Raw genomic sequence first — 12,053 nt, 5'->3', positions numbered from 1 at the left:
GGGCTGTCTGGCAATGAATAATCAGGAAGCGGGCATTTCGACGAGAGAAGCCGCCGAACGTTTACAAGTGACGGCTCGAACGGTTCGCAAGTGGATTGATATGTTTGAAGATTATATTCAACCGGATTGGAATGAAAGAGGGCATTATCTCTTGACTGAGGAGGGCCTGAAACGGCTGTCCGATATCCAGAACCGTCTTTCGGAACCGCAAAAATCGATGAAGCAAGTGCGCATGGACTTGATCAAAGAGGGAAAAATTCATCTGAGACCCGATCAGTCTGAATTGACAGACACGGAATTGCCGGACGAAACCCTGCAGCAGATCACGGAAACACTCGACAGCGTCGGGGAAATGGTTGAAGAGCTGTTTGACCGGATGGACCGGCTGGAAAATCACATCTTCGGGCTGTTCACCACCCTGGAGGAAATGGAGCATAAACTGGTCGCCGTAAGCATCGATTCCGTTTCCGCCAATGAGGTGCAGCAGATGTTCGACGAAGTCCGCAAAAAACAGGATCAACTCCGAATGGAATTGCGCAATGTGACCTTTACCCAGCGACTGACCGCTGCTACCAGCGAACAGGGGTTACTTCCGCGTCGCCAGAAAAAAACGCGCTTTTTCGGCCTTTTATAGCCCGCAAAAACGGGATTGCCCCCGTGAACGTAATCATCGGATCTGCAGGTGGCGGGGCACTTTCCGGTTTTGCCAATGCTTCCGTCCGGATTGTACCGACAAGTTATGATCGTTATTGTATAATGGAAGGAAGTTGAGCAAAAAGGAGCCATTCGCATGTCAAACCAAGATCTGATGTTTTTATACGATGAATCGGAAAAAACCCATACCCGCTTTATCAGCTTTGTCGGTGAATCCAACCGTTTTGACCTCGCCATTGTGACAACCGAACGCTTTTACGGAAAAGTTTTGGTTCTCGACCTGCAATCCAACCGTTTTGCCATCATCGGGCCGGATGATCTGGAAGAACCCGGTTATTTGGAACACGTCTATCAGATTTCGGAAGCAGAAGCAGAGGAATTAAAGCAATTTTTACATACGGTTGTCTGACGAATATTTCTCCTCTTTCTTCCGCACGTTAGAAAGGAAGGAGGAGATGAGGCATGAGCCGGCAAAATAAAAGCAAAGAACTTGGCACCGTCGAGTCGCATCGCAGCGAACTTGTGCCCGAAGAATTCCCCGACGGCCCTTACGGAGCGGCAACCTCATATCGCTTGGGGAAATCCACACCATGGCGCCCCGGTCAACATGCCGGACCGCAATTCACCTACGAAATGCGCGAATTTCATGAAGGGATTGAACGCCAATTTCCGGGAAGCCATCCAACACACGATCAACCGAACCCGTAAAAAAGCCAGCCCTATTCCTTCCGGGCTGGCTTTGCACTTTTCACCTTTCTGAGCACAAAATAGGCACATCCGAAGTTGCAAAATTCATTTAGATATTCTTGTAAATAACTGATCTTGGTTTCTGTTGTGGCCCGGGTGTGATCATCGGCAAAGAAACCTTTCAGTCGCAGCTGACCATATCCCCAATCGCCGACGACATAATCATATTTTTCCAGGATCTCACTGAACCGTTTGCGAAAAGCTTCCATATTCCAACCGTTGCGATGGTTGGAAAGAAGTTCATACTCCAACCCATTTATATGAATTCGCTCCATAAACGTCCTACCTTTTCTATTCCAATTTTACATTTATATGTTACCATATCCTCCCGTTAACATCTTCATCCTTTTTCGTATGGATTGCCGTTGTTTGGGCACGTTAAAAAAAGGAGGTGCCGAAACTTCGATGAAACGACGATACCTAATTCTGTTCGCGGCGATGCTTCTTCTCATCCCCGCCTGTAACAATGATGACCAGCAGCAGGCAGATCAGGGATTACAACAAACCCATGAACCGCTGTACCGGGAAAAAGATCAGGATTCGCGGATCGGGATGGTGCGAAATGATGAAATTAACGGTGAGGAAAATGCACGCGGCGGTGGGCAGAACGAAATCGGATATTTCAAATACACACCGGAAAATTATCATCAAAACGGTCGTGCCGCAGGACCCGATGTCTTTGTGGACCGCCCCCTCCTGGCAAAGCATATCGCGCAAATGGTCACTGTTTTGCCCAATGTAAAGGAAGCCACCGCACTTGTTACAGATGATCATGTATTTCTTGGGATTAAAACGAAAAACGGACGCATGGATCCAAAAACGGTAAAAGAGGCAAAGCGTACTGCGGAAAGTATTACTCCCCGCTACTTTAAGGTTCACGTGACGGAAAACCGCACCCTGGAGTCGCAGATCAATTCCATCGGCATGCGGATGACGAGCGATTATGATGTAGAAGGGATCAGAGGGGATTTGGAACAGCTTCTCCGGGAAATGGGCGATACCACCCCTCCGGAAGTGAATGAATCATCACAACCGAACAGGCGGAGCCAAATGAACCCGAGGCAGGATTAAGCGGGAAAACCAGCTTTTCGGCTTGGAAGGCTGGTTTTTTGTGTGACCATATTCCATAAAAAAAGCAGGCGATAATGATCTGCCATTATCACCTGCCAGTCGGTTTTATGCCATTTTCTCCTCTTTTTTCTGAGCGGATGCCATTTGCTCATGCGCATGATACGAGCTGCGCACCAACGGCCCCGATTCGACATGGGAAAAGCCCATGCTCAGTCCGATTTCTCTCAACTGCTTAAATTCGTCCGGCGTATAATAGCGGTCGATTTTCAAATGCTTTTTGGTCGGTTGCAAATATTGACCGATCGTGACAATATCCACATCATGCGCCCGCAAATCTTGCATTGCCTCAACCACTTCATCAAATGTTTCACCGACTCCCACCATGATGCTTGATTTGGTCGGGATCTGCGGTTGCATCTCTTTGGCCCGTTTCAGAAGCTCGAGCGAACGGTCATATTTTGCCTTGGAGCGAACGCGGTCAGAGCGGCGCCTTACGGTTTCGATATTGTGATTGAGCACATCCGGTTTCGCATCCATCACCACTTTCAGCGCATCCCAATTCCCCATGAAGTCCGGGATCAACACTTCGACACTGGTAAAGGGATTGCGTTTGCGGATCGCCTTGATGGTCGCCGCAAAGATCGCCGCGCCGCCATCTTTCAAATCGTCACGCGCAACGGAGGTCACAACCGCATAGCGTACCCCCATCTGTTCCACTGCCTCAGCGACGCGCTCCGGTTCCTGCCAATCCAGTTCCGTCGGAAGACCGGTTTTGACGGCACAAAAACGGCAAGCCCGCGTACAAATGTCCCCCAGGATCATGAATGTGGCCGTCCGATTGGCCCAGCATTCAAAAATATTGGGGCAACGAGCCTCTTCACATACGGTGTGCAAGGTTTTGCTCCGCATCATCTTTTTAAGCTCTTGATAGTTTTCATTTGTATTTAGACGAATTTTTAACCATTCCGGTTTACGTTCTCTAGCCTGAGATTGGCTTTCTGCCATAATGCTCCCTCCTCACTGCAGGTACGATCGCCCGCTGTACCTTGGCTGCAAACAATACAACAAGATTATATTACCACAAAGTAGATCAACTTACGCCAAATCATCCCTTTTCCTCTTACTTTTTCCGACTCCAATAGAGCAAAAAGAGGAAATAGGGGGCGCCGATCACGGCTATCAGCACACCGGCCGGCACTTCCAGTGGTGCAAATAAAGTTCTCCCCAGCAAATCGGCACCCATGACCATGATGGCTCCCAACAGTGCCGACGCCGGCAACAAAAGACCGTAGGCGGCTCCGACCAATTTGCGCGCCGCATGAGGGGCGATCAATCCGACAAAGCCGATCGTACCGACAAAGGATACGGCAGCTCCGGCAAGCGCTGTCGCAATCAATAAAACCAACAGCCGCTGGAGGGAGGGACGGGCACCAAGAGCTGTTGCCAACGAATCGCCCATTTGCGAAACATTGAGATGGCGGGAAAACACGAAAGCCAGCGGTAGCAAAAGGGCAAGCCAGGGGAGCAAAACAGCAACCTGGTTCCAATTGCTCCCGTAAATACTTCCGGTCAGCCAGGTTTTCGCTTGCAAGGCACTAAACGGCGGACCGATCAGAATAATGAAATTGGTTGCCGCCTGGGTAGCCAGCGTGAAACCGATCCCCAGGAGCACCAGCCGGAACGGGGAGATTTTTCCCCAGGAGAAAAAGAGCAACAGTCCCACAATGACAGCCGCCCCGATAAACGATGCGGCCGGCACCCAAAATAATGAAACTGAAAGGTTGGTGGAACGGTCGCTGAAAAAAGTGATCACCGTAACCGCTCCGACTGAGGCACCGCCCGTGACCCCGACCATATCTGGTGAGGCCAACGGATTTCGGATCACCGCCTGCAAAAAAGCGCCGGAAACGGCCAGCGAGGCTCCGGCAATCAGCGCCAGGAGGATGCGCGGCAGACGGAATGTCTCAACGATCAATTGATCAAATTTGGACCCGATCCCCAAAAAGACCCGGATCACATCGAGCGGAGAAAGCTGAACCTGACCTACTCCGACACTGAGCACCATGACAAGAAAAGCGAATGCGGCAAGCAAAAACAAGATCGAGACGGCTCGCCAGTCAATCAAGGCGGAGAAGCGCGAACCAAGGCGGAGAGAAGTGTACCGCTTCATCCTTCCTCACTCCCCTTTCTGCCCGCAAGATAAATAAAAAACGGGGTTCCAAGAATAGCCGTCATCACCCCAACCGGAATCTCCTGCTGATTCATCACCAATCGTCCGGCAATATCGGACGCCATAAGCAAAGCGGCTCCGTAAACGGCGGCATAAGGAATGATGAACCGGTGGCTTGCTCCGACCCAGGCACGAACAAAATGGGGAACTACCAGCCCGACAAAAGCGATCGGACCGGCCACCGCAACCGAGCCACCGGCCAGCAAAACGACGATCAGCGCGCCGATTCCTTTGATCAAACCAGTTTTCATTCCCAGTCCCCTGGCCACATCTTCTCCCATCGTCAAGATGTCAATATTGGGTGCCATCCACAACGCCAGCAACCATCCGACCAACATAAAGGGAAACATCGGCAGGGCACTTTCCAGGCTCCGTCCTTCAACTGAGCCGGTCAGCCAGAATAACAGCTCATTCAGTCCCTTTTCATTCATCACCAACATTCCCTGTGTGATCGAAGCAAAAAAAGCGGCAATTGCGGCTCCGGCCAGGGTTAGTTTCAACGGACTCAGTCCCTCCCGGCCGACGGATCCCAGAAAATAGACGATTGCCGCCGCGACAGCTGCCCCGATAAAGCCAAGAATCATCAAGGACGGGACGGCAGTGATCGAAAAAAGCGTCACCCCTCCGACAATAAATAAGCTGGCTCCGGCATTTACCCCGAGTGTCGCCGGTGATGCGAGCGGGTTTTTCGTCAAAGCTTGCATGAGTGCCCCGGCCACGGCCAGACTTGCTCCGACGACGAGCGCAAACACCGTTCGGGGAACTCTGGTTGTCCGAATAATCAAATGCTCATTATTTGTCGGCTGATAATGAATAAATGACTCCACCACCGTTGAAAGCGGAACCCGGGTAACGCCGACACTGATACTGATCATGGCCAAAACAGCAACCAACACCACTCCGGCGAGCAGTCCGGTCCATTTGAACCGCCCGGTATATAAACCCCCCATATCCACTACCTCTCTTTCTTCCAGACCAACTTAAGTCTAGAAAAAGGAAAAGATGATGTCAATGAGGTTGAAAATCATTATCATAATAATTGACAGCCGGCTTCTTTATTTTTATAGTAAAGAAGAAATCAGGAAAATGATAATCATTATCATTAATAGCGAAAGGAGCATATTCGGTGCGTTCCATAAAAGCAATTCTTCCCCTGTTCCTTGCACTCGCTCTCTTTTCCCTTGTGCTTGCGGGATGCAGCTCATCTGATTCATCAGATCAAACCAAAGAGAGCGGCCGCACGATTCAACATGCAATGGGGCAATCCATCGTCCCGACCCATCCGAAACGCGTTGTCGTCCTTACCAATGAAGGTCTGGAAGCCTGCCTTGCTCTGGGAGTCAAGCCGGTGGGAGCGGTTAAAGGTTTTACCGGCCATCCCTGGTACCCTCATCTGGCAAAAGAACTGACAGGTGTGACTGTAGTCGGAACGGAGAGCCAGCCTGATCTGGAGACGATCGCCAGTTTAAAACCGGATTTGATCATCGGAAATAAAATGCGCCAGGAAAAGGTATATGAACAATTGTCGGCAATCGCCCCGACCGTGTTTGCTGAAACCTTGCGCGGGGATTGGAAAGTCAATTTCTCCCTGTATGCCAAAGCGCTCAATAAAGAAAAAGAAGGCAACAAAGTCCTCAAGGAATATGAGCAAAAGGTGGCCGAAGTGCGGAAAAACGCCGGAGACCTTCTGAATCAGAAAGTTTCCATGGTTCGCTTTTTGTCCGGGGAAACGAGACTCTACCAACTGGACAGCTTTTCCGGCGTGATTTTAAAAGATGTCGGGTTTCAGCGCCCGCCGCTGCAAAATAAAAATTCCTTTGCGGTCACGATCACAAAAGAACAAATTCCACAAGCCGACGGAGACATTATCTTCTATTTCACCTATGATACAGGCGACAAAAAAGGAAATAAACAGGAAGAGACGTTTTTAAGCGATCCGCTTTGGGCCAATCTCCAGGCGGTTAAAAACCATCGTGCGTTTAAAGTGGATGATGTGATCTGGAATACGGCCGGCGGCGTCAAAGCAGCCTTTTTGATGTTGGATCAACTCAATTCCTATATAAGCAAAATCAAAGCACAAACAACATAACCTCCTCCCGTGAAGGCATGACCTCCCCAGGATCATGCCTTTTTTGTATCCTGTCCCGAGCGTCGGTCTCCCCTTTCCGAATTCCTCCCTGAAAATGCCAAAATGTTTTCGATGAATGCCAGGCAAACTATCTGTAAAACCTTTTAAACCAAAAATCGGTGGTCATGATGGTAAAAAGCTGTAAAATCCTGCTAAGCTTTTTTTTGTTGTTTTCCGCTTTTCCATGTTCTGTTGACGCGTCGGACAAAGATCAGGAAGCGTCGGACAAACTTCACCTGTATGAAACCATGGAAACATTAACCGGCGTGCCGTGGGTATATCTGGCAGCCATGGACCAATATGAGAAAAATGCACATGCTGCCAAAAACAAAAAAGAAAAAAGCGGAAAGAAAAGGCTCACTTCAATTGAGGTTCCCTCCTCCTTGTGGGCAGGCCGGATCAATCCTGACCCTGATGACCGGGTGCCTGAATCGATTGCCTTTTTTCAGGGAATCGGAAAGGATGCCAACGGTGACGGCAAGGCAGATCCACAGGATGACCTTGATGTTCTCTACTCCGTCGCTTCCTTTCTGGCGCAAAAAGGTTTGAAAGAAGAACAAATCCGCGAACGGATCTGGGACTATTACAAACATCCGACCACGGTGGATGTGATCACGCACATCGCGAAAATCTACGCCAGATACCAAACGCTCCATCTGGAAGAACGCCGCTTCCCGATCCCGCTTCAATATAATTACACGTATCACAATACCTGGGGAGACCGCCGCGGCTGGGGAGGTCTGCGCATCCATGAAGGAACGGATATTTTCGCCAACTACGGAACGCCCGTACTGAGCACCTGCTACGGCTATGTTGAATTGATTGGCTGGAACCGCTATGGGGGGTGGCGCATCGGAATCCGCGACGTCAACAATAACTATCACTATTTCGCCCATCTGAACGGCTTCCGCAAAGGGCTGAAAAAAGGAGATGTCGTCAAACCGGGCGATCTGATCGGCAGCGTCGGTTCTTCCGGTTACGGGCCGCCGGGAACTGCCGGCAAATTCCCGCCCCACCTTCACTATGGAATATACAAATTCAACGGAAAAAGCACCTACTCATTTGATCCCTATCCATTGCTGAAAAAATGGGAACGGCAGGCCTATCTGAAATGGAAACGGAAGAAACGCCGCCACCGTTCGGCCAGTTCCGAAACCACTCACCCGATCCATTCCTCAACCAAAAAAAAGCATGATGGCTAAGTCCCTCCATCATGCTTTTTCCATTTGTGATTTACCCGGCTTTTTGTTCATCGCTTTTTCTTTTATTCAGGTTGGAGCTGTGGTAACCATAGATGAAATAGATGATCAAACCTACTGCCAGCCAGATCAGAAAGCGAATCCATGTCGCTTCGTGAAGCTGAACCATCAAAAAGACGCAGAAGATAATCGCCAAAATCGGCACCAACGGCATCAAAGGCGTTTTGAATTTCCGCGGCAGATCCGGCTGTTTGTAGCGCAGGACCATAACGGCGATCGAAATCAGAACAAATGCGGCCAGCGTCCCCAGATTGACCAATTGGGCCAATTCGTCAAGCGGCACAAAAGCTCCGAGCAACGCAGCGAAGATCCCAAATGACCAGGTGGTCACGTAAGGCGTACGATATCGCTGGTGAACATGGGAAAAAATCGGGGGCAACAAGCCATCACGCGACATGGAGAAGATGATGCGAATCTGTCCGTACAACATGACCAGCATCACGGTAAACATCCCGACTAATGCCCCCAGGCTGATCAGTCCGACCAGCCAGTTTTGATGGACGAATTGCATCGCGAAGGCGACCGGAGCATCTTGATGGCTGGCAAAGTTTTGATAGGGCACAATCCCCGTCAGAATGGCCGTCACAATAATATAGAGGAACGTGCAGATGCCGAGCGACCACAAAATGCCTTTGGGCAAATCTTTTTGCGGGTCACGCGTTTCCTCCGCCGCGGTGGTGACAGCATCAAAACCGAGGTAGGCGAAAAAGACGGTCGCGGCAGCCAAACCGACTCCGGAGAAACCAAAAGGCATGAACGGAGACCAATGGGCCGGTTTTACATAGAAAATTCCAACAATTATAAATAATGCAACGACAATCAACTTAATGGCAACCATGATGTTGTTAACCCATTTTGACTCTTTTACACCGATTGAAAGTAAAAAAGTAATAATTAAGACAATGACAAGTGCAGGCAAATTGACGATGGCTCCGGGCACTGATCCCCCTGGTGCATTGGTTAGCGCCGCAGGCAGATGTATGCCGAACCCTTCCAACAGCGATTTGAAATAACCGGACCAACCGGACGATACTGCACTAACCGCCAACAAATATTCCAAAACCAAATCCCATCCGATAATCCAAGCGACAAATTCTCCCAACGTGGCATAGCTGTAAGTGTACACCGACCCGGAAACCGGCACCAGCGAGGAAAATTCAGCATAGGCCAAAGCTGCAAACAAACAGGCCAAACCTGCGATCACAAAAGATAAAATCAAGGCGGGACCCGCTGTCAGCGAACCAACACCCGTCAGAACAAAGATCCCGGTTCCGATGATGGCACCAATCCCCAGCATGGCCAAATCAGTCGCTTTTAACTCCCTCTTGAGCTGAGTTCCCTGACGGCTCGTTTGAATCGAGGCGTCAATACTCTTTTTACGGAATAGCTGCACGGCAAAACCTCCTCTTCGGATAAGCCGATTTTTATTTTTTTGAAAAATCGGATGTGTACTTATTATATATAAATTCTTTAAGAAAACAAATAAAAAATCCTGCCAATTTCGGCAGGTTATCTCAAAAACTAGGCTTTTTGTTTCTTTAATTCTTCTAAAATCGCGTCCGGCTTCAGGCCTTGAATCGCCGTATCCCCGATGACTGTAACAGGAACGCCCAGAAAACCCAGTTTTTTTACATCTTCCAAAAAGGCGGGGTTTTCTGCACAATCGCGTACTTCGTATTCGATTTTATAATCATTTAAAAATCGCTTCAAAACATTGCATTCAATACAATGCGGCCGGGAATATACAATCACTTTCATTGTTCGACACTCCCTTCATGCGGGGCAAAAACTCTCTTCCTGTCATTTCCCATACCGGGATGACTTAACCATAATATATCACAGTTTCTCGGACAGGCGGGTCCCTCCTTCGAGTGCTTTCTTATCGACCCCTGAATCTCTTCGACAGGCCATTGATGTTTTCCGCATCCGGATGTGTTGGCTTCCCTGACCCGATATGCTATCTTTGTCACAGAGAAACGAAAAATATCAGGGCATTTGACCAAACACTGAATAGACGCAGGCTTGCGGATTTTCATCCGTTTGATCTGCATGCCTGATTCGGGAGAGATGATCGACTTGCACAGAAACCTGCGAAGTTTTCTTACACAATTGCGTCAAGAAAAAGAGATTGTGGAAATAGCGGCTCCCGTTGACCCGCATCTGGAGCTGGCGGAAATTCATCGGCGCGTGATCGCCGAAGAAGGTCCCGCCCTGCTCTTCACCAACGTAAAAGGAAGTTCGTTTCCCGTTGTCACCAATCTCTTTGGTACTTCCCGACGGGTGGAACTGGCTTTTGGCCCGCGGCCGGAGCAACTGATGAAAAAAATCGTTTCCCTGGCCCATACTTTAATGCCGCCCACACTTGGTGCACTGTGGAAAGAACGGCGCATCCTGTTTGACCTGATGAAAGTGGGATGTCAGCCCGTTTCTGCCGGTAAAGCACCTGTACTGGAACAAAAGCAAGCTGAAGTGGATCTGACCCGGTTGCCCGTCATCACTTCGTGGCAAGAAGACGGAGGGCCGTTTATCACCTTGCCTCTTGTGTATACGGAACACCCGGTTACGGGACAGCATAACCTCGGTATGTACCGCATGCAAATTTTCGACAAACAAACCACTGGCATGCACTGGCAGATCCAGAAGGGCGGAGGATTTCACCACTATGAAGCGGAATCGCACAATCAAGCCCTGCCTGTGCGGGTGCATCTGGGAGGGCCGCCCGCGCTCATTGCTTCGGCGATTGCACCTGTGCCTGAATTTTTGCCCGAACTGCTCTTAACTTCCCTGATTCTCGGAGAAAAGCTGCCCGTCGTCAGACCGTCTGATGGCGGTTACCCTTATATCGCGGAAGCGGAATTCGTCCTGTCCGGCGTGGTTCCACCACATGAGCGCCGTCCCGAAGGTCCGTTTGGCGACCACTACGGTTACTATTCGTTGGAGCACCCGTTCCCGGTCTTCCATGTGAAAGAGATCCGCCATCGCCGCGATGCGATCTATCCCGCGACAGTAGTCGGCAAACCACGCCAGGAAGATTACTATCTCGGTGAATTTTTGCAGCGCCTTCTCTCCCCCGCTTTCCCCATGGTGATGCCGGGTGTGCGCGATTTGTGGACATATGCGGAAACCGGCTTCCACCCATTGGCCGCGGCCATCGTCAGGGAGAGTTACAAACGGGAGATCATGGCCCACGCTTTCCGCATTTTGGGCGAAGGGCAGCTCTCGCTGACAAAATTCCTGATCCTGACTGACCGGAGCATTTCGCTCGACGCATTTGACCGCTTGTTTGAAACGGTTTTGGAGCGGTTTGAACCTGCATCGGACTTGTTCATTTTCCATGATACCTCAATGGATACGCTCGACTACACGGGACGCCGCTTCAATCACGGCAGCAAGGCGGTACTGCTTGGAACCGGGGAGGTCAGGCGCACGTTGCCCGCGGAATATCACGGCCCCGATCTCCCAGGGGTGCAAGGTGTGGCTGTTTACTGCAAAGGGGCGCTCGTCCTGGAAGCCGACCCGTTTGAGCAAAACCCCCGGCTGGCGGAACATCTGCTGGAGCAATACGGGGATGCCCTGCAGGAATGGCCGTTTATATTCCTTGTTGACGACCTTGCCGCCGCTTCGGGGCAGACGGCGTTTCTGTGGACGGTCTTCACACGGTTTGACCCGGCCCACGACCTGTATGCGCGGTCGGATTGGAAGCAGCACCGCCCGCATTACCGCCTCCCCATTGTAGTCGACGCCCGGATGAAACCGGGCTATCCGGATGAACTGGAATCTGATCCGGCAGTCAAAAAACTTGTTGATGATCGCTGGAAAGAATACTTTGGTTCATAAAAAAAGCTTGTGCCCGATTTCGGCACAAGCTGAGATTGATGACAAACCCCCCCCTTTTCTTCGGAAAAGGAATGGGGTTTTGTATATTTCTAGGATATATACAGATAAAGTAAACCTGATGTGACCT

At 50.2% G+C, this 12,053-nt stretch carries 13 protein-coding genes; 7 read left to right on the top strand and 6 right to left on the bottom strand.

Annotated features, from left to right (window positions below; genetic code table 11):
* The first annotated feature begins 13 nt into the window (after window positions 1-13).
* The 3 genes from I8U17_RS12045 (at window position 14) to I8U17_RS12035 (ending at window position 1,362) form a co-directional block, all read left to right on the top strand.
* Window positions 14-634: a helix-turn-helix domain-containing protein gene (locus I8U17_RS12045; protein ID WP_033099500.1), complete on the top strand. Its 621-nt coding sequence runs from the start codon at window positions 14-16 to the stop codon at window positions 632-634.
* 156 nt (window positions 635-790) lie between these two features.
* A complete protein-coding gene (locus tag I8U17_RS12040) occupies window positions 791-1,063 on the top strand; it encodes a DUF3055 domain-containing protein (protein ID WP_033099501.1) in 273 nt (90 codons plus the stop codon).
* A gap of 53 nt (window positions 1,064-1,116) precedes the next feature.
* On the top strand, window positions 1,117-1,362 hold the full coding sequence (locus tag I8U17_RS12035) for a hypothetical protein (RefSeq protein ID WP_033099502.1): 246 nt from the start codon (window positions 1,117-1,119) through the stop codon (window positions 1,360-1,362).
* A gap of 11 nt (window positions 1,363-1,373) precedes the next feature.
* Here I8U17_RS12035 and I8U17_RS12030 read toward each other — a convergent pair whose 3' ends face one another.
* Window positions 1,374-1,676, bottom strand: a complete 303-nt coding sequence (locus I8U17_RS12030) for a YutD family protein (protein ID WP_033099503.1) — start codon at window positions 1,674-1,676, stop codon at window positions 1,374-1,376.
* 130 nt (window positions 1,677-1,806) lie between these two features.
* Between I8U17_RS12030 and I8U17_RS12025 the strand changes: the two genes are divergently transcribed.
* Entirely contained in the window at window positions 1,807-2,472 is a 666-nt protein-coding gene (locus I8U17_RS12025) for a YhcN/YlaJ family sporulation lipoprotein (RefSeq protein ID WP_198056067.1), read from the top strand.
* Window positions 2,473-2,577: 105 nt separating this feature from the next.
* Here the strand turns inward: I8U17_RS12025 and lipA are convergent, their stop codons facing one another.
* From lipA to I8U17_RS12010, 3 genes are all read right to left on the bottom strand, one after another.
* On the bottom strand, window positions 2,578-3,477 hold the full coding sequence (gene lipA / locus I8U17_RS12020) for a lipoyl synthase (RefSeq protein WP_033099505.1): 900 nt from the start codon (window positions 3,475-3,477) through the stop codon (window positions 2,578-2,580).
* A gap of 115 nt (window positions 3,478-3,592) precedes the next feature.
* On the bottom strand, window positions 3,593-4,642 hold the full coding sequence (locus I8U17_RS12015; protein ID WP_033099506.1) for a FecCD family ABC transporter permease: 1,050 nt from the start codon (window positions 4,640-4,642) through the stop codon (window positions 3,593-3,595).
* Window positions 4,639-5,652 (bottom strand): FecCD family ABC transporter permease, encoded by a 1,014-nt coding sequence (locus I8U17_RS12010; protein ID WP_198059468.1) that lies wholly within the window; start codon window positions 5,650-5,652, stop codon window positions 4,639-4,641. Before I8U17_RS12010 ends, I8U17_RS12015 begins: the two co-directional genes overlap by 4 nt.
* 176 nt (window positions 5,653-5,828) lie before the next feature.
* Here I8U17_RS12010 and I8U17_RS12005 point away from each other — a divergent pair, with 176 nt between their 5' ends.
* The gene (locus I8U17_RS12005) at window positions 5,829-6,791 is read left to right on the top strand and encodes an ABC transporter substrate-binding protein (RefSeq protein ID WP_235281582.1); all 963 of its coding nucleotides are present in this window, start codon (window positions 5,829-5,831) and stop codon (window positions 6,789-6,791) included.
* Window positions 6,792-6,955: 164 nt separating this feature from the next.
* Complete coding sequence (locus I8U17_RS12000; RefSeq protein ID WP_081943667.1) at window positions 6,956-8,032, top strand: M23 family metallopeptidase; 1,077 nt, start codon at window positions 6,956-6,958, stop codon at window positions 8,030-8,032.
* 31 nt (window positions 8,033-8,063) lie between these two features.
* Here I8U17_RS12000 and bcaP read toward each other — a convergent pair whose 3' ends face one another.
* Both bcaP and I8U17_RS11990 read right to left on the bottom strand, forming a co-directional pair.
* On the bottom strand, window positions 8,064-9,482 hold the full coding sequence (gene bcaP / locus I8U17_RS11995) for a branched-chain amino acid transporter BcaP (protein ID WP_370589257.1): 1,419 nt from the start codon (window positions 9,480-9,482) through the stop codon (window positions 8,064-8,066).
* Window positions 9,483-9,610: 128 nt separating this feature from the next.
* Window positions 9,611-9,847: a glutaredoxin family protein gene (locus I8U17_RS11990; protein ID WP_033099508.1), complete on the bottom strand. Its 237-nt coding sequence runs from the start codon at window positions 9,845-9,847 to the stop codon at window positions 9,611-9,613.
* Between the two features lie 318 nt (window positions 9,848-10,165).
* Here I8U17_RS11990 and I8U17_RS11985 point away from each other — a divergent pair, with 318 nt between their 5' ends.
* Window positions 10,166-11,926 (top strand): UbiD family decarboxylase, encoded by a 1,761-nt coding sequence (locus I8U17_RS11985; protein ID WP_370589256.1) that lies wholly within the window; start codon window positions 10,166-10,168, stop codon window positions 11,924-11,926.
* Window positions 11,927-12,053: the final 127 nt, after the last annotated feature.

Origin of the sequence: Thermoactinomyces sp. CICC 10521, assembly GCF_016055135.1 — a bacterium.
Taxonomy (GTDB): domain Bacteria; phylum Bacillota; class Bacilli; order Thermoactinomycetales; family Thermoactinomycetaceae; genus Thermoactinomyces_A; species Thermoactinomyces_A daqus.
The sequence above is the reverse complement of the archived record's forward strand: the minus strand, read 5'-3'. Positions and strand labels throughout refer to the sequence as shown.